The sequence below is a fragment of the Actinoplanes utahensis genome (assembly GCF_016862455.1).
Lineage (GTDB): Bacteria > Actinomycetota > Actinomycetes > Mycobacteriales > Micromonosporaceae > Actinoplanes > Actinoplanes utahensis.
Genome location: NZ_BOMZ01000082.1, coordinates 12,118 through 34,531, shown reverse-complemented (window position 1 = coordinate 34,531; position 22,414 = coordinate 12,118). Strand labels below are relative to the sequence as shown.

Genomic DNA, 22,414 nt, shown 5'->3' with positions numbered 1-22,414 from the left:
GTGTTCCGGAACCGCGTCGTGGTGGCAGCGGCCCGGTTCCACTGCAAAGATCGGATTCATGGAATACCGGTATGTCGGGAACAGTGGGCTCCGGGTGAGCGAGCTCTGCCTCGGGACGATGACCTTCGGCAAGGAGGCGGACGAGGCGGCGTCCCACGCCATCCTCGACGCCTACGTGGAGGCCGGGGGTGACTTCATCGACACCGCCGACGTGTACGGGGGCGGCGCCTCCGAGGAGATCATCGGCCGCTGGCTGCCGTCGCGGCGGCGCGACGCCCTGGTGGTGGCCACGAAGGGGTTCTGGGGCACCGGCGACGCGGCGAACGATCACGGGGCGTCACGCAAGCATCTGATCGCGGCGGTGCACGACAGCCTGCGGCGGCTCGGCACCGACTACATCGACCTGTACCAGCTGCACTGTTTCGACGAGTCGACGCCGATCGAGGAGACCCTGTCGACGCTGGACCAGCTGGTCCGTACCGGTCTGGTCCGCTATCTCGGGGTCAGCAACTACGCCGCGTGGCAGCTGCAGAAGTCGGTGGACGTCGCCCGGTTCCGCGGGTGGGAGCCGTTCGTGGCGGCGCAGCCGCTCTACAACCTGATCGACCGGGACATCGAGCACGAGCTGGTGCCCGTGTGCCGCAACGAGGGGGTCGGCATCATCCCGTGGTCGCCGATGCGCGGCGGCTGGCTGACCGGCAAGTACCGGCGGGGCATGACGGCGGCGCCGGCCGGCACCCGGTGGGACGGCGACCAGCAGCCGTGGCTGGGCAACTGGGAGAACAGCGTCGACGAGCGGACCTGGACGGTCACCGACACGCTGATCGCCGTCGCCGACGAGACCGGCCGGACCCCGGCGCAGGTGGCGTTGCGGTGGCTGCTGCAGCGGCCCGGGGTGACCGCCCCGATCGTCGGCGCCCGGACCGTCGACCAGCTCACCGACAACCTCGGCGCCACCGGCTGGGCCCTCGGCGACAAGCACCTGGAACAGCTGACCGCCGCCGGGGAGCAGCAGGCGCCGTACCCGCATCCGTACCTGGCCCGTTCCCCACGGCGCCCGGCGTGAAGACGCTCACCACCCGTGACTGGGACGCCGGCGCGGGAAAGCTGCGCCGGCACGAGGAGGTGCAGTTCTCCGGGCTCGACCTGTGCGAGACCGACCTGGAGGGCGTCGAGTTCTCCGGGTGCGTCTTCCGCGACGCCCGGTTCAACTGCTCTCGGCAGGTCGACGTGGCCTATCTGAACTGCCGTTTCGTCAACTGCAACCTCTTCGACGCCACGCTCACCGACTGCAAGGCGGTGGGCAGCGGTTTCGAGGGCTGCTCCTTCGACCTGACCACGGTCGACGGTGGTGACTGGTCGTTCGTCACGCTGACCCGGGCCGACCTGGGCAGCGCCACCTTCACCGGGGTGCGCATGCGTGAGGCCGACCTGACCGGGGTCCGCTGCCGCAACGGCACGATGCGCGGCCTGGACCTGTCCGCCGCCCAGCTCACCGGCGCCGACTTCACCGGCTGCGACCTGCGCGGCACCGACCTGCACGCCTTCGACCCGCGAAGCATCGAGCTGCGCGACGCCGTGATCACCGCCGACCAGGCCGTCGTCCTCGCGATGTCCCTGGGCCTGCAGATCCGCGACGCCTGACTCCGGAAGGACCCACCCCTGCCCGCCACCGGAACGCTGATCGGCGACGGTCTCCGCCCCGGCGCCGTGTTCGCCCCGCCGGGTGTCCGGCTCACCCGCGTCTACCGCCTCGACCAGGAGGGCACGCCGCCGGCGTCCCCGACCACCAGCTCGACTGGGAAGGCTGACGGTCGCCGATGACCCGCACCACGCCACCCCGGCCGCTCGATGTCACGTCGATCTTCCCGGAGCCGACCTGAGCGAACGGATCGAGGCATGGGAGCCGGACGGGGCCGACTACGCAGACGATCTGTCGCTCACGGTGGGATGGAAAGTGGGTGGTCACGCGGCCTTCCCGGTCAGTGGGCGAGAGACGGCCGACTGCGCGGAATGCGGGGTCACGATGGTCCCGCTGCTCACCGTGGCGTCCGGTGAGTGGTACAACCACGACAGCTGGCGGCCGGTCGAGGAGCCCGCGGGCGGCTTCGGCAATCCCCCACAGATTCAGATCGGACGCGGCTGGGACCTGTACGTCCTTCGCTGCCCCACTTCTTTCGACCACCCCTTCGCCACATACGAGCAGTGACGGTGCCCGGGGTCAGCAGTCGTCCTGGTGCCAGCGTCCGTCCTCGCGGGTCCAGGGCTCGGCCTCCTGGTTGATCGCCTTGATCGCGTAGGTGTAGGTGACGCGGGCCAGGTCGTCGGACACCTTGGCGGAGTAGGTCGCCAGCGGGAGGGCGCTGCCGTACATCTTCCCGGCCGCTTCGACGATGCCGGTGAACTCCGCCGGGGACATCCGCTTGCGGCACCGCTCGGACAGCAATCCGTACGCCGTCTTCGCGTCCCCGGTGAGGAAGGCATCGCTGTAGGCCTGCACCGCAATCCTGAGCTCGTCCCCGGAACTCGCCGACGTCGCCGGCGCGGACGGCTGCGGAGCGCTGCTCGACGGCCCTGTCACCGACGGCGGTACGGCTGCCGGACCCGTGGCGTCATCGGCCGCGCCGCAACCGGCCCCGAGAGTCCCGACGGCGAGGCCCGCAATAATGATCTTGAAACGCATCAGAGAATCTTGCGCCATCGACCCCCGTCGCACCACGCAGGGGCCGGCCCGCCATGGGACGACAGCGTCACGGGGTGGTCGTGCGGATGGGGGCCGGGGCGTTCCAGCTGGACAGCAGGCGCAACGCTTCGTGGGCCGGGCTGCCCGGCGCGGCGGTGTAGGTCACCAGCGCCTGGTCGGGCTCACCGGCCACGGCGAGGGTCTCGTACCCGAACTCCATCTCGCCGACCAGCGGGTGGTGCAGCACCTTGACCCCGGAGGACTTCTCCCGCACCCGCTGGGCCGCCCACATCCGCGCGAACTCGGGGCTGCCGATCGTCAGCTCGCCGACCATGGCGGCCAGCAACGGGTCGCCGGGATGCCGTCCCGCGTCGAGTTGCAGGTGCGCGACGGACTCGGCGGCCACCGTCTCCCACTGTGGGTACAACGTCCGCGCCGCCGGGTCGAAGAAGACCTGCTGGATGATGTTGCGGCGGGCGGCCGGCCAGGAGCTGAACCCGTTGACGGCGTCACCGAGCGCGTTCCAGGCCAGCACGTCGAGGCGCCGGCCGAGCACGAACGCCGGCACCGTCTCCATCATGTCCAGCAGCGCCTGCACTCCGGGACGGACCCGCCGCAGCGCGCATCCGGTGGCGCGGGGACGAGCCAGGTTGTGCAGGTGCTCCATCTCGGTCCGGTCGAGGCCGAGGACTCGGGCGACGGAGTGCAGCACCGCGTCCGACACGTTACGGCTGCGGCCCTGTTCCAGGCGGATGTAGTAGTCGGGGCTGACTCCGGCGAGTTGCGCCAGTTCCTCGCGGCGCAGACCGGGCACCCGCCGCCGGCCCAGCGCGGGCAGACCCACCTGCTCCGGCCGGATGGCGGCCCGCCGGGCCCGCAGGAACGTTCCGATGTCGGTCTCCGACGCAGTCATGCCCGCCATTCTGCCCCCCGCCGGAATCCGCATCCTGGTTCTGTCAGACCCAGGTACCGACAGGCCTCTGCCTGACCATCGCGAATCCGGCGACGCTGATCGGCATGACCTACGAACTGCAGAACCGCACCGCCGTCATCACCGGGGCGGCCAGTGGCATCGGCGCCGCCACCGCCGAACTCCTCGCCGCCGCCGGCGCCCGGGTCGCCCTGTTGTCGCGCCGCCGGGATCGCCTCGACGACGTCGCCGCGAAGATCGAGGCAGCCGGGGGCGTGGCGCTGGCGGTTCCGGTGGACATCACCGATCCGGCTTCGGTACGCTCCGCCGCCGACCGGGTCACCGCCGCGTTCGGCCCCGCGGACCTGGTCGTCAACGCGGCCGGGGTGATGCTGCCGAACCCGATCGGCGACGGCCGTGAAGACGAGTGGACCCGCATGATCGACACCAATCTGACGGGTACGCTCCGCATCATCCGGGAGTTCCTGCCGGGGTTGCGTGCCGCCGCCGCCGAGGGCCGGCCCGCTGACCTGGTGAACGTCTCCTCCATCGCCGCGCACGTCCCGTTCCCGGCCTTCGCCGTCTACGCGGCGACGAAGGCCGGGGTGACCCAGCTGTCCACGGCGCTGCGCCCGGAGCTCGGCGCGGAGATGGTCCGGGTCACCAACATCGAGCCCGGCCTCACCGACACCGAACTGAGCGGGCACATCGACAATCCGGACATCCACGGGCGGGTGGGTGAGATGTACCAGGCGCTGCCGGCCCTGAGCGCGCGCGACGTGGCCGATCTGGTCGCGTACACCGTGTCCCGGCCGCGCCACGTCAACCTGCGGCAGCTGATCGTGCTTCCTACGCCCCAGGCCTGACCTCCCGCGCCGGAGGTCCGCCGCGAAGCCTTCGCGGCGGACCTCGCTCAGGAGCGATCGAGCAGGCCGTCGGTGGCGCACTCGTGGGCGAACACCGCCGCGGCCGCCCGGGCCGGGTCCAGGGTCACCACGACGTCGCCGTCCGCCTCGTCGATCGCCAGGCCGATGAGGGCGAGCGACGCCGCGAAGGCCCGCACGTACGCCTGCTCTCCGGACTCCGGCCCCGGCGGGTCGGTCTCGTCGCGCTGCCAGGCCCGGACGGCCGCCTCGGCGACCTCCTGCGGCAGGCGCACGGTGACCGGCCCGGTCTGGGCGGCCACCTGCTCGCCGATCCCGGCCAGCAGTCGGGCGTCGTCACGGTAGCGCCGCTGCGCGGGGGTCTCCGTCATGATCGCTACGGTAGCGGGCTTCCCCCAGCACGATGAGCATCGATACCGTGCCGGGCATGACCGATGACGCCGTCCCGGAACGGCTCGCCGCCGAGCTGCGGGCCCTGCCGATGCCGGTGCTGCTGGACGTGCTGGGGCGGGTGCTGCCGGAACGCGACGAGGGGTTTCCCGGCAGCCGGACCGCGCTGGTGCTCGCCGCCGTCACCGCCAACGCCGAGGTGCCGGGGCTGACGATGGAGGTGGTGGCCTGGCCCGGCGACGATCCGGCCTCGGAGGAGGGCCTGACCCGTATCGGCAGCTGCCGCCGGTGCGGTTTCGAGGTGACTTCGACGGCGAAGCACGCTTTCTGCCCGATGTGCCGTTCCGCCTGCTACCTCACCTGACACACCCGCTGGACCGGCCTAGGACTCTAGGCGTTTGCCTTCGGTACGGTGTGTCGGTTTAGGCTGATGACATGACCGTGAGCACCGCCCCCGTCACCCACCTCGCCCGGCCGCACCGGCCCGTGGTCGTGGCGGGCACCCTGGGCGAGCTGCGCGGCCCCACCACCGGCCTGGTCGAGCTGCCGTTGCGCCTGTGGTGGCAGCCGCAGTGCGCCTTCGATCTGAGCCAGCACACGATGCTGCTGTGGATGTATGAGAACGTGCTGCGCGAGGCGATCCGCGCCGAGGAGCTCCGGGCCTACCTGAACGGCGCCGTCCTGGCCCGCGTCTGGCCGGAGCTCAACCTGCCCCGCGGTGTCCGCGCCGCCTGGGAGGCCCGTCACCCCCGCCTGCGGAAACGCGCCGGGTGAGCGTCGACGATTTCTACCGCGACATCGCCCGGATCGCTCTGGCCGTCGCCGACAAGCACGGCTTCGTGCTCGGTGGCGGGGTGGCCTGGCTGGTCAACGGCCTGGTGTCGCGCCCGACCGAGGACCTGGACCTGTTCACCGACACCGCCGGTGGGGTGGCCGCCGCGGCCGGGGAGGTGACCTCCGCGCTGACCGCCGCCGGGTACCGGGTGGTCCGTGAGGAGGGTGACGAGCTGTTCGAGGGGATGGACGCCGACATCCAGGAGTTCCTGGTCGCCGGCGAACACCGGGCGCTGCGCCTGACCCTGTGCCGCCTGGACCGGCACCGCGCCCCGGTGGTGATGGATTTCGGTCCGGTCATGCACCTGGACGATCTGGTCGCCACGAAGGTCGCCGCACTGGTCAACCGGCGCGAGGTCCGCGACTACATCGACGTCGCCGCCGCCCTGGAGCGCTATCCGCTGGACCGGGTCCTCGAACTCGCGCACGCCGCCGATCCGGCGCTCGACCCGGAGGACATCGCCGACGCCGGCCGCTACCTGGACCGCCTCGACGATGCGAGGTTCCTGCTCTACGGCCTGGACCGGCAAGCCATCGACGTTCTCCGCGCCCGCCTGGCCGGCTGGCCGCGGGCATGAAGCACAATGCTCGCCATGAACAACGAGACCCGCCTCGCCCTGTTGCGACAGTGGTGGCAGCTTCCCGCCGCCACCCGCAAGGAGGTCGTGTCGCTGAGCCGTTCCCGCCGCCGGCATCCTGACCCGGAGGTGGCGTGGGTGGCCTGGCGGTGGGCGGAAACGGTCCTGCCGGTCGGCGCTCCCGAACCCGGCCGGCTGCGCAACATCCTCAGCGCCATCGGCTTCTGGCTGACCCTGGTGATCGAGATGGCGAGCGCCGGCGACCCGGTCGACGCCCCCGAGCCGCGGTGGCTGGACCGCCGGCGTGCGCGGCGCATCCTGCGGCTGGGCCCGCCGATCGATTGAGACCGAGACCCCCATCTGGTACGGGCCACCCCGTCCCGCAGAACCATGGCCGTTCCCATGAGTCGGCGCGCGGCAGGCGTACCCGCACGGTCTTCCTCGCGGCCTCCGGGCCGAAGCGGCCCCACACGGAGCATCCGAGCCGCCGACAGCAAAGTCCCGTCCATTGCGGTGTGCCGAGTTCGGCTCCGATACACACACCGGAGGTGGCGGACTGCCTCGATGGGGGTACGGCCCGGACCGGCTGTGCGACGGACACCGTCACGCCGCCAGCAGCATCGACCGTCGATCGAACGACGGGGGAACGCATGCTGCGGGTCGTGGTGCTCGGATCGGTCCTGCTGATGGCGCTGGTCACGTCCGGGCCGGGGAACCGGTTCTTCGTGCATCAGAAGTTCCGCAGGCCCCGCCGGTACGGGTGGGCGGGCCTGGGCGCGCCGCTCACCGTCCTGATCGGATCGCTGCCGCTGCCGGAACCGGCGGCGCTGCTGGCCGAGCCGGACCGGGTCGAGCTGTTCGGCGACTGGGCGCTGGCCGCGGCCATTCTGGTCCCGGCGCCGCTGGTGGCGTTCGCACTGGTCCGGCGGATCAGCCCGCCCTGGTGGAAGCCGTGGCACCTGTGGATCGCCGGGCGGGCCGCGCTGCTGCTGCTGATCGTGGCCGGTGCGACCCGGGCGGCCGCGGCCCCGGACGTACCCCTGCGCTCGCAGCTTCCGCGGATCTGGCTCGTCTCGCTGATCGCGACCGCCGGCTTCCTGGCCTGCTGGCGGGTGGTCGACACCGGCTACTGGCCGGTGCTGCTGCTCCGCGACGGCACGATCCTGCTCGCGATCGCCGTCGCCGGGGCGTGGCTGCACGGGCCGTTCGACCTGCGGGCTCCCGGCCTCTGGCGGCTCGCCGAGACCCTGCTGATCGGCGCGATCGCCGCGGCCGGAGTGTTCGCGCTGCTGCTCGGCGGCCTGCGGCTGCGGAAGTGGCTGCGCCGGGGCCCACCGTCCTGGCCGTTGCCGCCGGGCATCGCGAGCTGGCCGCCGGAACCGGGCGAGGTCTGGAACGCGGTGATCGTCGACGAGGACGGCAACCACAAGGACCGGCCGGTCGTCGTGTGGGACCGGGCCGCCGGCCACGCGACCGTCCTGACCGTCACGACCGCCGGCGAACCGGCGCGGCCCGAGCAGCAGCTGCGGCTCACCCTCGCTGAATGGCACCGGGTGCTGACCACGGACGCGTGGCTCTCACTGGAGCTGACTCCGGTGCCGTACACCGATTTCCGCAGCCGGCGCGGCGACTGCCCGGAACGCTCGTGGGAGAGGCTGGGCCGCCGGAGGATCCGCGATCCGCGCCCGGCCGCGCCGTCGCTGGCTCACCGGCACCGCCTGTACGCGGCGATGAACCGGCGGGCCGGAGTGGACACCCGGACCCTGCCCGAGGCCGGCGCGGCCTGACGCTCGACAGCGGCCTGAGCCGGCCGGCGAGCCGATGGGCACGATCGGGGCACGTTGGACGTGCCGCGGTCAGGGGCCTACCGGGGGCCACGCCTGTAGTGCCATGTCGGCCACCAGCTGTAGTTCCTCCCGGCCGGCTCCGCCGGCGGCCTGGACGGCGATCCCGTTGGCCACGGTCATGAGATATCGGGCGAGCAGGGCGGGATCGGCGCCGGCCGGCAGGTCGCCGTCGTCGACGGCAGGTAGTTCTGATCACCGGAGGAACCTCCCCCGACCACGGACACCCCGATGAACGCCGCCGCCACCGGCCCGAAACTGCCACCGGCCGAGGTCGCGGCGGCAACGCTCACAGCACTTCGGCAACGCCGGCCGATGGCGCTGCCGGGCCGGACCAGACTGATGCCGGCGATGCTGCGGATCGCGCCCGGCGCCCTCGAACGCATGGTCGCCGGACTCTGACAGCCGGGAACCGGTTACGCCGCCCGGCTCAGTCGGCGACGCCGGTGAAGCCGGTGACCTTCTCCATCCTGAGGCGGACCAGCAGCTCGCCCTCGACGGCGTTGCGGGCGCCGTACTCGTCGGCCCGCTCGGGGCCCATGTAACGGCCGGCGATCTTCGTGGCCCAGGTGCGCATCTCGGCGAGGTCGGTGCTCAGGGTGGCGGTGCCACGGACGGTGACGTAGGCGTACGGCGCGGTCTCCTGGTCGGCGCACACCACGGCCCGGCCGTCCCGGGCCAGCGCGCGGCCCTTGACGGTGTCGGCGCCGGTGTTGAAGACCAGGTCGTCGCCGTCGAGCACGAACCAGATCGGCACCACGTGCGGGGACCCGTCCGCTCGTACCGTCGCCAGTTTTCCGGTCCGGGTGCCCGCCGTGAGGAACGCGCGGACCTCGGTGTCGCTCATCGCCGTAGCCATCGGATCATTCTGCCCGAAGTCCGACACGGACGACGGCGACCATCCGATCGAGCGAACCCGGGCCGGCGCCGCGCACCCGTCGCGGGAACGCGGCGCCGGCCCGGGACCGGTCACGGATCAGGTGGCGAGGAAGGATCGGATCCGGGTCAGGGTGACGGTGTCGGCCAGGAACCCGAGGTGGGTCTCGCAGGCCACATGGTTGTTGGTCGCGCCGCTGAGGATCGTGCTGGTGTACGGGAGGATGACCCCGTCGCACGGCGAGTACCAGGTTCCGTACCTCGTGCCGCCCGGCGTCTCGTCACCGGCGCTGATCGTGGCGATGAACGACGAGCCGGGATACATCTGCTGGCACGTGACGTAGATCAGGCAGGCTCCGGCGGCCGTGGTCCCGTGGTTCGCGCCGGCGATCGACGCCAGGTGCCGGACGTACTGCGCGCCGCCCAACTGCTTGAGGTACCACTGGCTGACCAGGCCGCCCATCGAGTGGTTCACGATGTCCACCTGGGCGGCGCCGGTGCGCGCCCGAACCTGGCTGACGTAGGAGGCCAGACCCTGCGCGTTGGTGATGTTGTCGCCGTAGGAGTCGTACTCGTACGCGAAGAGCCGGCTGCTCGAATATCCACCGGCCCGGAACACCGACATCGCGGTCGTCCAGTTCGAGGCGCTGCCGGTGTAACCGTGCACGAAGATCACCGGGGTGCTGGGCGCCGCCGCGGCCGGCAGGGCCGGGCTCAGGGCGAGCACGGTCAGCACCGCGGTGAGGAGGACGAGGAGTCGACGGCGCATGGAACCTCCAGGGGATCGCGGGGTCCCTGCATCGTCGGCGCCGAAACATCCCCCACACATCCGTGAAATCGCCGGTGTCGATGCGCCCGGTGTTCCGGCGCGAGGCCGGGACCGGTCGGATAGCGTTGCCGGGATGGATCGAGATCTCATCGCCGCCCGTGACCTCGCCGCCGACCTGGCCGTGCGGGCGGGCCGGCTCCAGCTGGACCGCCGTGACACCCTGACGATGGGCGCCCCGAAAGCGCACGCCAACGACGTCGTCTCGGACGTCGACATCGCCAGCGAGCGCCTGATCGTCGACGCGGTGACCGCGGCCTGGCCGGACGACGCCGTCCAGGCCGAGGAGGGGCACGGCAGGCCGGGCGACAGCGGCTGGTCCTGGGTGGTCGATCCGCTGGACGGCACCCGCAACTACATCAGCCGCACCGGCCCGTGGTCGGTGTGCATCGCGCTCTACCAGGGCGATCACGCCCGGATGGCGATCGTGCACGATCCCGCCGCGGGTGAGACATTCAGCGCTCTCGACGGCGGCGGCGCGTTCCTCGACGGCGAGCCGATCCGGGCGTCGAGCGGGCCGCCGCTGGCCGAGGCCCTGATCGGTGTCAGCTTCCAGCCGAACCCGCGGACGAAGGACCGGGCCGGCCGGGTGATCCGCGAGCTGCTGCCGCTGTCCGGGGACATCCGCCGGATCCCCGCCGCACTGAACCTGGTCTATCAGGCCTGCGGCCGCCTGGACGGCGGGCTGGCACTGGACACGAAGCTGTGGGACATCGCCGCCGGCGCGCTGATCGCGCGGGAGGCCGGGGTGGTCCTCGGCGGTCACGGCCCGGACTTCTCCACCGAGCTGACCATCGGCGCGGGCCCGGCACTGTGGCCGGAGCTGGCCGAACGGGTCCGCGCCGCCGCCTGACCCCGGCCGGCCGCGCCGGCGGGACGCGAACATCGGGCCCATTGACAAGTGTCGATTGCAGCGCTTACCGTCGGCCGGGGAAAGCGCTTACCCGCAGCGTACGGTCGAATCCCCCGGCCAGCGGGCAGCGTCTTCCGTCGATCCGATCCGTCCCCCACGGAAGGAACCCCATGTCCGCATCATCGTTCCGCCCCCGCCGCCGCACCGTCCTCGCAACCCTGGCGGCGAGCGCTCTGGCCGCCGGTGGCCTCACCGTGGCCGGCGCGTCCCCGGCCCTGGCCTACGAGAACAGCCCGGTCGGTTACGCCGGCCTCAACGGCGGGACCACCGGCGGCTCGCCGTCCACGGTGGTCACCGTGACGACGGCGTCGGCGCTCAAGTCGGCGCTGAGCTCCGGCACGTCCCAGACCGTCCGGGTGTCCGGCCTGATCAGCATCTCCGGCATGTACGCGGTCGCCTCCAACAAGACGATCATCGGCGTCGGGTCCGGCTCCGGGATCACCGGCGGCGGCCTCAACCTGGACAGCGTCCGCAACGTGATCATCCGCAACCTGGTGTTCCGCAACGCGGGCGACGACTCGATCAACATCCAGGACAGCACGACGAACGTGTGGATCGACCACAACGACCTGTCCAACGGCTACGACGGCCTGATCGACATCAAGCGCGGCTCGGACTTCATCACGGTCTCCTGGAACCGCCTGCACCACCACGACAAGTCGATGCTGCTCGGCCACAGCGACGACAACGCCTCCCAGGACACCGGGCGCCTGCGCGTCACCTATGTGCACAACTGGTTCGAGGGCACCGGCCAGCGCCACCCCCGGGTCCGGTTCGCGAACCCGGTCCACGTGCTGAACAACTACTACAGCAACATCGGGTCGTACGGCGTCGCCTCCACCGAGAACGCCGGCGTCTTCGTCGAACGCAACTACTTCGAGAACGTCGCCACCCCGACGGTGACCCAGACCGGCGACTCGGACCCGGGCAACCTGAAGGTCCTCAACAACTACCGGGTCAACTCCGGCACCGAGCAGGTCCGCAACGGCGCCAGCGTCGCCGCGATCCCCTACTCCTACACCCCGGAGGCCAACAACACGGTCAAGGCCACGGTGACCGCCGGGGCGGGCACCGGCAAGATCTAGGCAGGCGATCACCTCACGGCGGTGCCCGCTCACGGCGAGCGGGCACCCCTTTGCGTGGTACGCGGTATAGCAGCCGCCCTCCGCCCCGCCCGGTTCGCTCAAGGCCGCCCTTTTGCCGCCTTTTTCGGCTTCGTCTTCGCGCTGCTCGTGCTCACCCGCTCCGGCCCTGCCTCGCCCGGGACTGCATCGCCCGGGACTGCATCGCCCGGGACTGCATCGTTTGCCGCCCGCCGCGACCGCCTCATGCAAGAGCGCCCTTTCCGCCCGCCGTGGCCGTCTCGTGCGGGGCGCCCCTTTCGCCATCCCGCCATCCCGCCATCCCGCCATCCCCTCACCGAGTGTCACCGTCGACCTGTGAACGCGCTATGCCCAGGTGAACTTTCCCGACTTCGCTCGACGCACCCCGCCGGACGCCTTAACGTTGACGCCGCGCAAAGATCCGGTTAACGGAAGGTTTCCGCGATGGGCGCCAGCACCCTTGACGTCATCACCAACTCCGACGGCACCATCGTGATCCACCCCCACGGCCTTCTCGACCCCGACGACGCCGCCGGCCTGCAGCGGACCCTGGTCCACACCATCCGGCACACCCGCCCCGCCCGTCTGGTCCTCGACCTGGCCGACATCCGTGAACTCGACGCGATCAACCTGGGCACCCTCGCCGCCGCCTGCCTCCTCGGCGACGATCATCAGGTCGCCGTCTTCCTCGATCACACCTCCGCGAGTCTCGCCGGCCTCCTCACCGCCGCCGGTGTCCCCCTGAGCCGTATCCGTCACATTCTGTAACCACCACCCGGAACGCCTGAGCCGGTCCCGCGAGCGGCATGCCGACATCATGCCGCTCGGGTACGACAAGAACTCGTGCTTGATCACCGCGCCTGGACTTCCCGGTCGAACGGCGGTGGAACGGCAGCGGTCTCGCCCTGGAGGACAGCCTGTTCCTCGTGCTCCTGATCCTCCAGGTGTGGCGGAGCCTCGCCTCGCCCGCCGCCGGCGCCGGGGACCGGATGACCGGCACCGTGATCGGCCTCGGCTTCGCCCTCCCGGTCACCGTCGCCTGCAACCTGCGCCTGCGCTCATCCGCCGGAGCACCTGGCGCCCCGGCAGGTGCTCACCGCCCTGCTGATGATCGTCGCGGTCTCGCCGGTCCAGGACGGCGACGTCCCACAGAACGTCGAGAAGAATCCGGGTCACAGCTCCACACGGCGCTCGGTGGCGGTGGGGTCGTCCACATCGCCGTACCGGAGCACGGCATGGGCCGGCCGGTTCGGCAGGGCCCGCAGGTGCGGCTCCATCGCCGCGAAGAGCCGGTCCGCATCGGGCCCGTACGCGAAGATCACCACCCGGCCGCCGCCGAACTCGTGGCCGTCGACCTCGCCGGCGCCCGCCGCCTCGATGACGTCCGCCAGGCGCGCCTGGTGGGCACGCACCGCGTCGCGCTCGCCGGGGGCCCCGAAGCCGTCGTCCGACAGGGCGTAGGTCAGGTTCACCGAGTGCTCGGGTGGGGTCATGGGTGCTCCCGGACGGCGGCCGAGGGGAAGTGGCGGGAATCGGACCCTACCGGCGGGAGGGCGGGTCGCGCTGTTACGGTGCCTGCTCACATATTCATCAACATCAACACGGGGAGGGACCTTGCGTTCACTCAAGGTTGCCGTCACTGCCGTCATGTTCGCCACGATGGTGACGGGCTGTTCCGGTGGGGACTCCGCCGCCTGCGAGGCGATCACGGCCGAGCTGAAGGGCATCACCAGCAAGGGCATGGGGCAGATCGCCGACCCGACGGGGCTCGCCAAGACGTACACCGACGGCGCCGCCAAGGTCCGTGAAGAGGGCAAGAAGGCCGGCGGCGACGTGGAGACGGCGGCGAACGAGCTGGCCGCCTCGATGGACGACTTCGGGCGGATCCTCAGCTCGGGCGCGACCGAGGTCCCGGACGCGGGCGCCTTCAGCAAGGCGAGCACCAAGTTCGCCGAGGCGTGCAAGTAGTCCTCAGCCGGACGGTGGCCCCTCGCCGCCCTGGACGCCGGGCAGGGCGGCGAGCCGGTCGCGGAGCCCGGTGAGCCGGGTGATCTCGGCGGTCAGGGTGGCGATACGGCGGGCGGCGACCCCGGCCGGGTCGGCGCGGGCTCCGGGCGCGCCGACCCGGCCGGCAGGGCGTCGCCGTCGAGCAGGTCGAGACGGTCGGCGCAGGCGCGGAGGTCGGCGACGGTCAGGCCGAGGGACGGCAGTTCGCGGATCACCCGTACCCGCACGATGTCCTTGCCGGTGTGGACCCGCCGGTCCGCCGACGTCCGCCCGGGCGGCGGCAGCAGCCCGTCGGCCTCGTAGTAGCGCACCGCCCGTGGGGTCGTCCCGGCCGCCGCGGCCGCGTCGCCGATCCGGAGCAGGTTCCCCTCGCCGTCACACGGCGATGATCACGTGCCCAGGTGCCGGCGTGCGCGGACCGGACGGTGGCCGGCGCGGGACGAGGATCTGCGGAGACTCGAGCGGTACGTCAGGAGAAACGGACGGTGGCCAGCCCGGCGGTGATCAGCAGGCCGAGGCCGTTGGTGGCCCAGTGCAGGGCCGCGGTGGCGAGCAGGCTGCCGCTGCGGCGGCGCAGCTCGCACAGCAGCAGGCCGGCCAGGGCGGTGAACCCGACGGCCCCGGCGACGGCCAGGAACTGACCGGTGACGCCGGTGCCGAACGCCGAGCCGACGGCCTCGTTCGCGCTGTTCAGGCGCAGCGACGGCAGGATGTGCCACAGGCCGAACAGGACCGACGAGGTGACGCTGGCCCAGACCGCGCCGCGGTGCCGGTTGACCAGCCCCAGCAGCACGCCGCGGAACGCCACCTCCTCGAGGAGGACCGTGCCGAGCGGGACCACCACGAACGCGGTCAGCAGGGCGGCGCTCAGGTGCAGGTGGTAGCGGACGTCCTGGAAGGCGGGCCGGGTGAACGGGACGGCCGCCCCGATCGCGTAGACGACGGCGACCACGGCGACCGATCCGATCGCCCATTTCAGGCCGGGCAGCAGGGTGCTGCGGGACAGCCCGAGATCGTGCCAGGTGAGGCCGGCCCGCCTGCCGAGCAGGACCAGCACGAGGGCGACCAGGGGACCGGCGACCAGGCCGGTTCCGGGCGGGCCGAACCGGTTCGCGACATTGACCGCGGCCAGTATGACCACGACCGCTCCGAGGACGAGAGCGAGCCGGCGGCGGGAGAGGTGGAGGTTACCGGAGGACACGAGGAAAGGAGCCTATCCTGCGCCGGCACAATCCGCTCGTTACGCAACGAAACGTGTAAGTCGCTCCGCGTTGGCACGGCGGAGTTCGGGCAGGTCGAGGGCGGTCAGCCGGCCGGCACGCTTGACGATCCGGCCGTCGACTATGACGGTGTGCACATCGGACGTGCCCAGGCAGGTGACGATCGCGCCGGTGTTCCCCGCCGGGATCGCCAAGGCGGAGGAGGCGGCCCGGGCCGGAGACGAGCCGGGCGGCGATCGAGGCGCTGCGGGAGATCCTGATCGCGCTCGGCGACGAGGCCTGACCGCCCACACGCGTACCGTCCGTCATCGATCCGTCGCCCTTTGAACCGTCGACTCTGTGTGTCCGTACCCTGCACGGGGAATCACATCGACGGTCCTGGGGGACGGCGTGGTGAAGCGGAACGGTGCGGACGGCGAGCCGCGCCCGCGGTTGCGGATCGCGGGATACGTGCAGGGGCACGCGGAGCCGGTCGCCGACCCGGATCCGTTCACGCCGCCAGCCGCCGCCGTGTCCCGGCGCCCGCCGCTGAACCTGCCGAACATCGCCGACTACTGGCCGGACGCCGGGCGACAGCCGCCGGAACCGAGCGGACCCGGGGCCACCACCGTCACGACCGGAAACCGTCGCCCGGCCGTCCTCGCCACCCTGCTGGCCGCCGTCGTCACGGTCGGCACGTTCCTGCTGTCCCGGCCCCTGACCGGGCCCGAGGAACCCCGGCCCGTCGCGGCCGCCCCGACGACGGCCGTCGTCCCGGTCAGTCTCGCCCCCAGCGAGTCACCCGCCGAACCGCCGCCCGCCCCGACGGCCGAGGCGCCGGCGCCGAAGGCTCCCACCACCGCCCCGCCGAAACCTCCGCCCCCGATCACCGCCGCCCGCTTCGAGCTGGTCACCGGCGTCACCGAACTCTCCGTACGCACCGCCGACCTGGACGGCGCCACCTTCCGCGTCACCACCCCGAAGGACTCCGGTCTCGACGTGGACGCCCGGTTCACCGACGGCACCCTCCGGGTCCGCACCGAACCGGACGGCTCCGATTCCGGCTCCGGACGGGTCGACGTGCTGCTCAGCGACACCGTCGTCTGGCGGCTGCGGATGGGGGCGGGCGTGCACACCTGGCGGATCAGCACCTCCGAGAAGGTGCCGGTCACGGTGGCGCTGGGCGGCGGCGCCGGCGCGCTGACCGTCTACGGCCACGACAGGGGCGGGGTCCGCGGCGGCGAGACGGTCCGCGACGGCGACCCGAACGACCGGCCCGGCCTCGACATCGACGCCGAAGCCGGCATCGGCTCCCTGAAGATCGGACGCGACTGACCACCCCGGTGTGTACGGTCCGAAGATGACCGCTCCCCTGGACGGCCTCCTGGTGGCCGACTTCAGCCGCGTCCTCGCCGGCCCGCTGGCCACCATGACCCTGGCCGACCTGGGCGCCACGGTGGTGAAGGTGGAACGCCCCGGCAGCGGCGACGACACCCGCGGCTGGGGTCCGCCGTGGACGGCCGGTTCGTCGGCGTACTTCGACGGGCTGAACCGCGGCAAGTACAGCCTGGCCCTGGACCTGTCCCGCCCGGACGACCGGGACGCCGCGCGGGAGTTGGCCGCCCGCGCCGACGTGCTGATCCACAACCTGCGGCCGGCCGGGATGGACTCCTTCGGGCTCGGCTACGACACCGTCTCGGCGATCAACCCGGCCGTCGTCTACTGCACGGTCACCGGTTTCGGCCCGGACACCGACCTGCCCGGCTACGACTTCGTGGTGCAGGCGGTCGGCGGCCTGATGAGCATCACCGGCGACCCCGGCGGCGAACCCACCAAGGTCGGGGTGGCGCTCGTCGACGTGCTGACCGCCAAGGACGCCACGATCGGCATCCTGGCCGCACTGCACCGGCGGGCCCGTACCGGCCAGGGCGACCACGTGCAGGTGAACCTGCTGTCCAGCCTGCTCGGCGGCCTCGTCAACCAGGCCGCCGACTTCCTGACCACGGGCGTCGCCCCGGCCCGGATGGGCAACCGGCACCCGTCGATAGCCCCGTACGAGACGCTGCGCTGCGCCGACGCCCCGATCGCCGTGGCCTGCGGCAACGACCGCCAGTTCACCCGCCTGTGCACCGAGATCGGTGTTCCCGGGCTGGCCGCCGACCCCCGCTTCGCCACCAACGCGGACCGTGTCGCGCACCGGGCGGCCCTGGTCACCGCGCTGGAACAGGCCCTGGCCGCCGACACCGCCGCCCGTTGGGAACAACGGCTGACCGCGGCGGGTGTCCCCGCCGGCCTGGTCGGCGACATCGGCGACGCGATCGCCCACGCCACCGCCCACGGCCTGGACCCGCTGGTCACCCTGCCGTCCGGCGACTCCCAGATCCGCCATCCGATCACCTACACCCGCGCGTCCACCGCACCGCCGTCATCCCCGCCCGCTCTCGGCGAGCACACGCCGGCGGTCCGCGGCTGGCTCACCCGGCCCGCCGGGACGCCGCTGCCCCACCCGGGCCGCTCTTCCTGAAGACCTTCCTGGTACGACCCACGCGCCGGCGCATGATGCGGGGTCCGAGAGCGGGCTAACGGGCTTCCGGCCCGGTCGTCTCCGCGGAGCGCGTTCGCCGGGACCAGATCACGTAGACGGCGCAGAGGGTCAGCAGGACGGCGGAGATGGCGATCCAGACCGCGCGGGCGAACGAATCGTCCGTCAGGAACGCCCGGACACCGGCCGGCACGGCGAGAGCCAGCGGCCCCAGTCCGAACCATTCGGAGTGCTCGGTGAACGTCAGATCCTTGAGCGCCTGTCGCATGCCGCCAGCCTAGAGAAGCCCCGACGGATCCGGCAGCCCCGAGGCGAGCCGGGCGGACCGATGCGGACGCCGAGCGGATCCGGGAGCGACCGGTTCGAATATCCGGCTGCGGACGGCGACCATGGTGGGCATCATGACGCGGTGTGGCGGATGCCGTTCTTCGAGGCGCTGGGTGACGCCCGGCGGGTGCTGATCGCCGGGGCGGGCGGCGGTTTCGACGTCTACGCCGGCCTGCCGCTCGGCCTGTCCCTGATGGCGGCCGGCCGGACCGTGCATTTCGGCAGTCTGTCGCTGGTGAACCTCTACGGGCTGGAGCAGGGGTTCCGGCGGGACGAGGGCGTCGCGGCGGTCACCGCGGACACCGCGTCGCACGAGGTCTACTTCCCGGAGCGCACCCTGGCTCGATGGTTGCGCCGGCACGCCCTGCCGTCGACCGTGTACGCGTTCCCGCGCACCGGCGTCCGGCCGTTGCGCCGTGCATACCGGCGGCTGGCGAGACGCCTCGACCTCGACGCGATCGTTCTCGTCGACGGTGGCACCGACATTCTGATGCGTGGCGACGAGGCCGCGCTCGGCACCCCGGTGGAGGACGCGACGAGTCTCGCCGCGGTCGCCGCCACCCCCGTGCCGGTCAGGCTGGTGGCGTCGATCGGTTTCGGCGTGGACGCCTATCACGGCGTGAACCACGTGCAGGTTCTGGAGAACATCGCGGCGCTCGACCGGGACGGCGCCTATCTGGGCGCGTTCACCGTGCCGTCCCACGGCCGGGAGGCGGCGCTCTACCGTGACGCGGTCGAACACGCCCGGATCGCCACGCCGGGCCGGGCGAGCATCGTCAACGGCCAGATCGCGGCGGCCCTGACCGGAGCGGCCGGTGACGTGCCGGTGGACGAGCGCATCGGCGGCTCGCCGCTCTTCGTCAACCCGCTGATGGCGATGTACTTCACGTTCGACCTGGCCGGGCTGGCGGCCCGCTCGCTCTACCTGGACCGGATCCGCGGGACCGACGACATGTTGCAGGTCAGCCACATCATCGAACGGTTCCGCGACGAGATCGAGCCACGCCCGAGAGTGCCATTTCCGCATTGACGCCGGCCGGCGGGGCGGTGCTGGCCCGGACGACCAGGCGGGGCGCGTGGCGGCGGATCCCGGCGTCCCCGCCGGTGTCGATCCGGTGCAGCAGGGCGGCGACGGCGTCCCGGCCGACCGCGTCGAGATCCTGGTGGACGGTGGTCAGCGGCGGGCACAGGTAGGGCGACTCCGGCAGGTCCCCGAACCCGGCCACGCTCACGTCGCCGGGCACGTGACGGCCGGCTTCGGCGAGCGCACGGAGCACACCGAGGGCCAGATGGTCGGTGCCGCAGAATACCGCGGTGACCGACCGGTCGGCGGCGAGTCCACGGCCCGCCAGGTAACCGGAGCGGGCGGTGCCGTCACCGGCGAGCGGCGCCGGGACCGGGCGGCCGGCCCGCAGCAGCGCCTGCTGCCAGCCGGATCGGCGTTCCGTCGCCTCCGGGTCACCGGCGGGGCCGGAGACGTGGTGGACCGTACGGTGGCCGAGGCCCAGCAGGTGCCGGGTCACCTGGCGGGCGCCGAGGGCGTTGTCGACGGCGACGCTCGGCAGATCCCGCAGATCACCGGCCACCACGAACGGCACCGGCTGCGGCTCGCTGAGCGCCTGCCGGACCCCGGCGACCGGCGCGATCAGGATCGTCCCGGCGACCGCCTGGTCCCGGAGGCGGGCCAGCGCCGCCCGGACGAAGCCGTCGTCCGGGCCGGCGCAGCCGGTGACGCCGATGTGGTACCCGGCCCGGCGGGCCGCGTCCTCGACGGCGTACAGCAGCGTGCCGGAGACCGGGGTGATCACTCCGAGGGTGCGCGACCGCCGGGTGACGAGGGTGCGGGCGGCCAGGTTGGGCTGGTAGTTCAGGGCTCGCATGGCGGCGCGGACCCGGGCCCGGGTCTCCGGGCGGACGCTCGGGTTGTCGTTGACGACGCGGGAGACGGTCTGCACCGACACGCCGGCGAGCCGGGCGACGTCCTTGAGGACGGGGGCGCGCACGGCTCAGGCGCGGCGGACGTAGGCGTGGTAGGCCGCCGTGTCGCCGAGGAAGAACGGCTGGAACGTGACGTCACCACTGGTGAAGGTGAGTGGCCGGGGTCCCGGCCGGACGGTGCCGGGCAGGTCGGCGGGCAGGTTCAGGTAGCCGGTGGACGACGACGTGGCGACCAGGGCGAGCGGGCCGTAGAGCAGGGCCTGCAGACTCGGGTCGTCGACGGCCCGCTCGACCGACAGCCGGTACGGGAAGCTGACCTGCACCCGGTCGCCGGCCGCCCAGGTCCGGTCGAGGCTCGCGTAGCCCTCCGCGGTCACCGGGGCGTCGACGGCGCCGCCGTTGACGGTGACGGCGAACCCGGCCCGCGCCCACGACGGCACTCGGAGCCGCAGGTCGAACCGGGCCGCCCCGGTGATCGTCAGGGTCGACGACGGGGTGCGGGGGTAGTCGCCGGTCTGGGTGACGGTGACGCCGCGTTCGGTCCAGCGCAGCGTCGAGGGAATGTAGAGGTTGACGTAGAGGACGTCGTTCGCCGGTGACCGGAAGTAGACGGTGTCCTGGTACTTGGTGTGGTTCTCCAGTCCGGTGCCGCCGCAGCAGGTGCCGATGTTGCCGTACCCGCGCCGGCTCCCGGGCCCGACCGGGACCATGTAGGCGACCAGCGGATCGTCGGTGCTCTCGGCGTCCCGGCGGGAGGCCAGGATCTGGTTGACCAGGGTCTTCTCGTAGTAGTCCAGGTACCGGGCGGCCGGCGTGTGGAGGAACAGGTTCCGGGCGAGCTTGAGCATGTTGTAGGCGGCGCACGTCTCGGCGTTGGTGTCGCCGGAGATGCTGCCGGCGATCACGTCCCGGCCGCGGAACACCTCGCCCTGGCCGGTGCCGCCGTGCACGTAGGTGCGGTGCCCGGCGACCATCTCGTAGAAGTTCGCCGCCGCGGTCCGGTAGTCCGCGCCGGCGCCCTGCTCGTACATGCGCAGGTAGCCGAGGAACTGCGGGATGTGCTGGTTGGCGTGCTTGCCGTCGAGGGTGTCGGTCCCGGCCACACAGTCGGCGAGCAGCCGGGTGTTGTCGAAGTACGTGGCCGTGGTCAGGAAGGCGCCGTCGCCGGTGAGCGCGGCCAGGTCGGCCATCACCTCGTTCATGCCGCCGTACTCGCCGGCGATGTAGAGCGACCACATCCGGTCCAGCTGAGCGCGGGGCAGCCGGCTGAGCCGGCTGTGCACCCACTCCCCCATGCCGCGAGCCACGGTGAGGGCGGTGGCGTTGCCGGTCAGGATGTGCGCGTCCAGCAAACCGCGCATGATCTTGTGGCAGGTGTAGTACGGGGCCCAGATCGCGGGATACGTCACATACTGTTCGAGCTGGATGAACTGGGTCTCCGGGTAGGCGGCGAGGAATCCGGCGCGGCTGGGGCCGGGCGTTCCCGTTCCGACGCCGGTGACGACGGCCGCCTGCCGGTTGCGGCCGGACGAGTCGTGGACGGTCGTGCCGGAGGTCTCCTCGAACCGGTAGCGGATCAGGTTCCCCTGCGCCCCGGCGGCGAGTTCGGCGGCGGTCAGGGCCCGGTCGGCCAGGTGGAACTCGGTGACGGTGGCCTTGAGGTACGGATCGGCGTACTGGGACCGGCCGATCCAGTTGTTCTTCGGGGCGCCCAGCGCGGCCGGGGTCAGCGTCATCGCCGTGTTGGTACCGGCCACGGCCCCGTCGACGTAGAGGGTGCCGACCCGCCCGTCGAGAGTGACCGCCAGATCCACCCACCGGCCCACCGGCAGCGGCGTGGAGCCGCTGATGCGCTGCTCACCGCCACTGCCGGAGGTGGTGATCGCGAACCGGGGGCCGGTTCCGTCGTGCACCGTCAGGAACATGGTGACGCCGGTCCCCGTACCGAAGTCGAATGCTCGTGACCAGGTCCGCAGCTCGCTGATCCGCAGGCGGATCGCGATGGTGGCCCGGGTCAGGCCGTCGATCGTGGCGTCCGGCAGGCCCACGTACTGGCCGCTGCCGGACAGCGCCAGACCGTCGGCCGTCCACGTCGGCGGCACCGGCCCGGAACCCGGCTGACCGGCCCGGGCCGCCCACGCGTCCTGGCACTGCTTCAACCCGGTGACCAGGTAGTCGAGCTTGGACTTGAAGACCGCCTCGCCGGTCCCGGCCCAGGCCTGGGCCAGCAGCGACAGGAAGTGGCCGCTGTAGTGGCCGCGCAGGTTGCCGGTCGCGTCGTCCCAGCCGCCGGGCGGTTGCGCGCCGAGCGTGTCCAGGCCCGCGGCGGCCCGGAAGTTCGCCAGGATTCGGTCGGCGGGGTAGGCGCGGGCGTAGGCGAGGATCCGGTCCCGTTTCTCGGTGAAGACGCTCGGTTGCAGGGTGACCCGGTCGAGGCCGAACGGGACGGCCTTCCAGGACGCCGGGGCCGCGGCGGCGGCACGCGGTGCGACAAAAGTGGCGGCGGCGGTGGCCGCGCCGACCTGGAGCATCTGACGACGGGACAGCATGGGGACGTCCT

The 22,414-nt window shown here is 72.2% G+C and carries 29 protein-coding genes; 17 read left to right on the top strand and 12 right to left on the bottom strand.

Features of this window, described 5'->3' with window-relative positions:
- Positions 1–58 precede the first annotated feature (58 nt).
- The 3 genes from Aut01nite_RS28330 to Aut01nite_RS28320 all read left to right on the top strand — a co-directional run bounded on the left by Aut01nite_RS28330 (position 59) and on the right by Aut01nite_RS28320 (position 2,209).
- Positions 59–1,066, top strand: coding sequence for an aldo/keto reductase (locus Aut01nite_RS28330; RefSeq protein WP_043524050.1), 1,008 nt, complete (start codon positions 59–61; stop codon positions 1,064–1,066).
- The gene (locus tag Aut01nite_RS28325) at positions 1,063–1,644 is read left to right on the top strand and encodes a pentapeptide repeat-containing protein (protein WP_043524049.1); all 582 of its coding nucleotides are present in this window, start codon (positions 1,063–1,065) and stop codon (positions 1,642–1,644) included. The genes Aut01nite_RS28330 and Aut01nite_RS28325 overlap by 4 nt, the downstream gene beginning before the upstream one ends.
- A 313-nt stretch (positions 1,645–1,957) precedes the next feature.
- A complete protein-coding gene (locus Aut01nite_RS28320) occupies positions 1,958–2,209 on the top strand; it encodes a hypothetical protein (RefSeq protein WP_052163497.1) in 252 nt (83 codons plus the stop codon).
- Between the two features lie 12 nt (positions 2,210–2,221).
- Here the strand turns inward: Aut01nite_RS28320 and Aut01nite_RS28315 are convergent, their stop codons facing one another.
- Positions 2,222–2,683 (bottom strand): nuclear transport factor 2 family protein, encoded by a 462-nt coding sequence (locus Aut01nite_RS28315; RefSeq protein ID WP_201775478.1) that lies wholly within the window; start codon positions 2,681–2,683, stop codon positions 2,222–2,224.
- Between the two features lie 67 nt (positions 2,684–2,750).
- Positions 2,751–3,596, bottom strand: coding sequence for a helix-turn-helix domain-containing protein (locus tag Aut01nite_RS28310; RefSeq protein ID WP_201775477.1), 846 nt, complete (start codon positions 3,594–3,596; stop codon positions 2,751–2,753).
- A 104-nt stretch (positions 3,597–3,700) separates the two neighbouring features.
- On the opposite strand from Aut01nite_RS28310, the gene Aut01nite_RS28305 reads away from it, so the two are divergent.
- On the top strand, positions 3,701–4,459 hold the full coding sequence (locus Aut01nite_RS28305; protein WP_043524045.1) for an SDR family oxidoreductase: 759 nt from the start codon (positions 3,701–3,703) through the stop codon (positions 4,457–4,459).
- A gap of 47 nt (positions 4,460–4,506) precedes the next feature.
- Here Aut01nite_RS28305 and Aut01nite_RS28300 read toward each other — a convergent pair whose 3' ends face one another.
- Positions 4,507–4,848: a hypothetical protein gene (locus tag Aut01nite_RS28300; RefSeq protein WP_043524044.1), complete on the bottom strand. Its 342-nt coding sequence runs from the start codon at positions 4,846–4,848 to the stop codon at positions 4,507–4,509.
- Between the two features lie 56 nt (positions 4,849–4,904).
- Here Aut01nite_RS28300 and Aut01nite_RS28295 point away from each other — a divergent pair, with 56 nt between their 5' ends.
- From Aut01nite_RS28295 to Aut01nite_RS28270, 6 genes are all read left to right on the top strand, one after another.
- A complete protein-coding gene (locus Aut01nite_RS28295; protein ID WP_152628606.1) occupies positions 4,905–5,231 on the top strand; it encodes a hypothetical protein in 327 nt (108 codons plus the stop codon).
- A 71-nt stretch (positions 5,232–5,302) separates the two neighbouring features.
- Positions 5,303–5,641, top strand: a complete 339-nt coding sequence (locus Aut01nite_RS28290; RefSeq protein WP_043524042.1) for a hypothetical protein — start codon at positions 5,303–5,305, stop codon at positions 5,639–5,641.
- Complete coding sequence (locus tag Aut01nite_RS28285; protein ID WP_043524041.1) at positions 5,638–6,279, top strand: nucleotidyl transferase AbiEii/AbiGii toxin family protein; 642 nt, start codon at positions 5,638–5,640, stop codon at positions 6,277–6,279. The genes Aut01nite_RS28290 and Aut01nite_RS28285 overlap by 4 nt, the downstream gene beginning before the upstream one ends.
- Before the next feature lie 15 nt (positions 6,280–6,294).
- Positions 6,295–6,624, top strand: coding sequence for a hypothetical protein (locus tag Aut01nite_RS28280; RefSeq protein ID WP_152628605.1), 330 nt, complete (start codon positions 6,295–6,297; stop codon positions 6,622–6,624).
- Between the two features lie 305 nt (positions 6,625–6,929).
- Positions 6,930–8,066 carry a hypothetical protein gene (locus Aut01nite_RS28275; protein ID WP_052163496.1) on the top strand — a complete coding sequence of 379 codons (1,137 nt, stop codon included), beginning with the start codon at positions 6,930–6,932 and terminating at the stop codon, positions 8,064–8,066.
- A gap of 288 nt (positions 8,067–8,354) precedes the next feature.
- Positions 8,355–8,525, top strand: coding sequence for an SDR family oxidoreductase (locus tag Aut01nite_RS28270; protein WP_161790603.1), 171 nt, complete (start codon positions 8,355–8,357; stop codon positions 8,523–8,525).
- Between the two features lie 28 nt (positions 8,526–8,553).
- On the opposite strand, the gene Aut01nite_RS28265 is transcribed toward Aut01nite_RS28270, so the two are convergent.
- Together Aut01nite_RS28265 and Aut01nite_RS28260 are read right to left on the bottom strand one after the other, a co-directional pair.
- The gene (locus tag Aut01nite_RS28265) at positions 8,554–8,982 is read right to left on the bottom strand and encodes a PPOX class F420-dependent oxidoreductase (protein ID WP_043524037.1); all 429 of its coding nucleotides are present in this window, start codon (positions 8,980–8,982) and stop codon (positions 8,554–8,556) included.
- Positions 8,983–9,099: 117 nt separating this feature from the next.
- Positions 9,100–9,768, bottom strand: a complete 669-nt coding sequence (locus tag Aut01nite_RS28260; protein ID WP_043524035.1) for an esterase/lipase family protein — start codon at positions 9,766–9,768, stop codon at positions 9,100–9,102.
- A gap of 133 nt (positions 9,769–9,901) precedes the next feature.
- On the opposite strand from Aut01nite_RS28260, the gene Aut01nite_RS28255 reads away from it, so the two are divergent.
- The 3 genes from Aut01nite_RS28255 to Aut01nite_RS28245 all read left to right on the top strand — a co-directional run bounded on the left by Aut01nite_RS28255 (position 9,902) and on the right by Aut01nite_RS28245 (position 12,609).
- Entirely contained in the window at positions 9,902–10,678 is a 777-nt protein-coding gene (locus tag Aut01nite_RS28255) for an inositol monophosphatase family protein (RefSeq protein ID WP_043524034.1), read from the top strand.
- A gap of 170 nt (positions 10,679–10,848) precedes the next feature.
- The gene (locus tag Aut01nite_RS28250; protein WP_043524033.1) at positions 10,849–11,823 is read left to right on the top strand and encodes a pectate lyase family protein; all 975 of its coding nucleotides are present in this window, start codon (positions 10,849–10,851) and stop codon (positions 11,821–11,823) included.
- 462 nt (positions 11,824–12,285) lie between these two features.
- Complete coding sequence (locus Aut01nite_RS28245) at positions 12,286–12,609, top strand: STAS domain-containing protein (RefSeq protein ID WP_043524032.1); 324 nt, start codon at positions 12,286–12,288, stop codon at positions 12,607–12,609.
- A gap of 404 nt (positions 12,610–13,013) precedes the next feature.
- Here the strand turns inward: Aut01nite_RS28245 and Aut01nite_RS28240 are convergent, their stop codons facing one another.
- On the bottom strand, positions 13,014–13,334 hold the full coding sequence (locus tag Aut01nite_RS28240) for a hypothetical protein (RefSeq protein WP_052163495.1): 321 nt from the start codon (positions 13,332–13,334) through the stop codon (positions 13,014–13,016).
- A 121-nt stretch (positions 13,335–13,455) separates the two neighbouring features.
- Between Aut01nite_RS28240 and Aut01nite_RS28235 the strand changes: the two genes are divergently transcribed.
- Positions 13,456–13,809, top strand: coding sequence for a hypothetical protein (locus tag Aut01nite_RS28235; RefSeq protein ID WP_152628604.1), 354 nt, complete (start codon positions 13,456–13,458; stop codon positions 13,807–13,809).
- Between the two features lie 92 nt (positions 13,810–13,901).
- Here the strand turns inward: Aut01nite_RS28235 and Aut01nite_RS28230 are convergent, their stop codons facing one another.
- The 3 genes from Aut01nite_RS28230 to Aut01nite_RS28220 all read right to left on the bottom strand — a co-directional run bounded on the left by Aut01nite_RS28230 (position 13,902) and on the right by Aut01nite_RS28220 (position 15,262).
- Positions 13,902–14,201 carry a MerR family transcriptional regulator gene (locus Aut01nite_RS28230; protein ID WP_268871696.1) on the bottom strand — a complete coding sequence of 100 codons (300 nt, stop codon included), beginning with the start codon at positions 14,199–14,201 and terminating at the stop codon, positions 13,902–13,904.
- A 116-nt stretch (positions 14,202–14,317) separates the two neighbouring features.
- Positions 14,318–15,049: a CPBP family intramembrane glutamic endopeptidase gene (locus Aut01nite_RS28225; RefSeq protein ID WP_043524031.1), complete on the bottom strand. Its 732-nt coding sequence runs from the start codon at positions 15,047–15,049 to the stop codon at positions 14,318–14,320.
- A 39-nt stretch (positions 15,050–15,088) separates the two neighbouring features.
- Positions 15,089–15,262: a hypothetical protein gene (locus Aut01nite_RS28220; protein ID WP_173476653.1), complete on the bottom strand. Its 174-nt coding sequence runs from the start codon at positions 15,260–15,262 to the stop codon at positions 15,089–15,091.
- Between the two features lie 199 nt (positions 15,263–15,461).
- On the opposite strand from Aut01nite_RS28220, the gene Aut01nite_RS28215 reads away from it, so the two are divergent.
- Positions 15,462–16,382 carry a hypothetical protein gene (locus tag Aut01nite_RS28215; RefSeq protein ID WP_152628603.1) on the top strand — a complete coding sequence of 307 codons (921 nt, stop codon included), beginning with the start codon at positions 15,462–15,464 and terminating at the stop codon, positions 16,380–16,382.
- A 25-nt stretch (positions 16,383–16,407) separates the two neighbouring features.
- A complete protein-coding gene (locus tag Aut01nite_RS28210) occupies positions 16,408–17,571 on the top strand; it encodes a CaiB/BaiF CoA transferase family protein (protein ID WP_043524160.1) in 1,164 nt (387 codons plus the stop codon).
- Between the two features lie 55 nt (positions 17,572–17,626).
- Here the strand turns inward: Aut01nite_RS28210 and Aut01nite_RS28205 are convergent, their stop codons facing one another.
- Positions 17,627–17,857, bottom strand: a complete 231-nt coding sequence (locus Aut01nite_RS28205) for a hypothetical protein (protein ID WP_043524029.1) — start codon at positions 17,855–17,857, stop codon at positions 17,627–17,629.
- 150 nt (positions 17,858–18,007) lie between these two features.
- Here Aut01nite_RS28205 and Aut01nite_RS28200 point away from each other — a divergent pair, with 150 nt between their 5' ends.
- Positions 18,008–18,946 (top strand): DUF1152 domain-containing protein, encoded by a 939-nt coding sequence (locus Aut01nite_RS28200; protein WP_043524159.1) that lies wholly within the window; start codon positions 18,008–18,010, stop codon positions 18,944–18,946.
- Here the strand turns inward: Aut01nite_RS28200 and Aut01nite_RS28195 are convergent.
- Positions 18,888–19,919 carry a LacI family DNA-binding transcriptional regulator gene (locus tag Aut01nite_RS28195; RefSeq protein WP_052163493.1) on the bottom strand — a complete coding sequence of 344 codons (1,032 nt, stop codon included), beginning with the start codon at positions 19,917–19,919 and terminating at the stop codon, positions 18,888–18,890. The genes Aut01nite_RS28200 and Aut01nite_RS28195 overlap by 59 nt on opposite strands.
- Positions 19,920–19,922: 3 nt before the next feature.
- A complete protein-coding gene (locus tag Aut01nite_RS28190; protein ID WP_201775476.1) occupies positions 19,923–22,403 on the bottom strand; it encodes a beta-L-arabinofuranosidase domain-containing protein in 2,481 nt (826 codons plus the stop codon).
- Positions 22,404–22,414 lie beyond the last annotated feature (11 nt).

What these genes read in the sequence shown, in the direction of transcription:
- Aut01nite_RS28330 (WP_043524050.1), top strand. Translation starts at nt 59, where the DNA reads ATGGAATACCGGTATGTCGGGAACAGTGGGCTCCGGGTGAGCGAGCTC.
- Aut01nite_RS28315 (WP_201775478.1), bottom strand. Translation starts at nt 2,683, where the DNA reads ATGCGTTTCAAGATCATTATTGCGGGCCTCGCCGTCGGGACTCTCGGG.
- Aut01nite_RS28310 (WP_201775477.1), bottom strand. Translation starts at nt 3,596, where the DNA reads ATGACTGCGTCGGAGACCGACATCGGAACGTTCCTGCGGGCCCGGCGG.
- Aut01nite_RS28305 (WP_043524045.1), top strand. Translation starts at nt 3,701, where the DNA reads ATGACCTACGAACTGCAGAACCGCACCGCCGTCATCACCGGGGCGGCC.
- Aut01nite_RS28300 (WP_043524044.1), bottom strand. Translation starts at nt 4,848, where the DNA reads ATGACGGAGACCCCCGCGCAGCGGCGCTACCGTGACGACGCCCGACTG.
- Aut01nite_RS28295 (WP_152628606.1), top strand. Translation starts at nt 4,905, where the DNA reads ATGACCGATGACGCCGTCCCGGAACGGCTCGCCGCCGAGCTGCGGGCC.
- Aut01nite_RS28290 (WP_043524042.1), top strand. Translation starts at nt 5,303, where the DNA reads ATGACCGTGAGCACCGCCCCCGTCACCCACCTCGCCCGGCCGCACCGG.
- Aut01nite_RS28280 (WP_152628605.1), top strand. Translation starts at nt 6,295, where the DNA reads ATGAACAACGAGACCCGCCTCGCCCTGTTGCGACAGTGGTGGCAGCTT.
- Aut01nite_RS28275 (WP_052163496.1), top strand. Translation starts at nt 6,930, where the DNA reads ATGCTGCGGGTCGTGGTGCTCGGATCGGTCCTGCTGATGGCGCTGGTC.
- Aut01nite_RS28270 (WP_161790603.1), top strand. Translation starts at nt 8,355, where the DNA reads ATGAACGCCGCCGCCACCGGCCCGAAACTGCCACCGGCCGAGGTCGCG.
- Aut01nite_RS28265 (WP_043524037.1), bottom strand. Translation starts at nt 8,982, where the DNA reads ATGGCTACGGCGATGAGCGACACCGAGGTCCGCGCGTTCCTCACGGCG.
- Aut01nite_RS28260 (WP_043524035.1), bottom strand. Translation starts at nt 9,768, where the DNA reads ATGCGCCGTCGACTCCTCGTCCTCCTCACCGCGGTGCTGACCGTGCTC.
- Aut01nite_RS28255 (WP_043524034.1), top strand. Translation starts at nt 9,902, where the DNA reads ATGGATCGAGATCTCATCGCCGCCCGTGACCTCGCCGCCGACCTGGCC.
- Aut01nite_RS28250 (WP_043524033.1), top strand. Translation starts at nt 10,849, where the DNA reads ATGTCCGCATCATCGTTCCGCCCCCGCCGCCGCACCGTCCTCGCAACC.
- Aut01nite_RS28245 (WP_043524032.1), top strand. Translation starts at nt 12,286, where the DNA reads ATGGGCGCCAGCACCCTTGACGTCATCACCAACTCCGACGGCACCATC.
- Aut01nite_RS28240 (WP_052163495.1), bottom strand. Translation starts at nt 13,334, where the DNA reads ATGACCCCACCCGAGCACTCGGTGAACCTGACCTACGCCCTGTCGGAC.
- Aut01nite_RS28210 (WP_043524160.1), top strand. Translation starts at nt 16,408, where the DNA reads ATGACCGCTCCCCTGGACGGCCTCCTGGTGGCCGACTTCAGCCGCGTC.
- Aut01nite_RS28205 (WP_043524029.1), bottom strand. Translation starts at nt 17,857, where the DNA reads ATGCGACAGGCGCTCAAGGATCTGACGTTCACCGAGCACTCCGAATGG.
- Aut01nite_RS28200 (WP_043524159.1), top strand. Translation starts at nt 18,008, where the DNA reads ATGCCGTTCTTCGAGGCGCTGGGTGACGCCCGGCGGGTGCTGATCGCC.
- Aut01nite_RS28190 (WP_201775476.1), bottom strand. Translation starts at nt 22,403, where the DNA reads ATGCTGTCCCGTCGTCAGATGCTCCAGGTCGGCGCGGCCACCGCCGCC.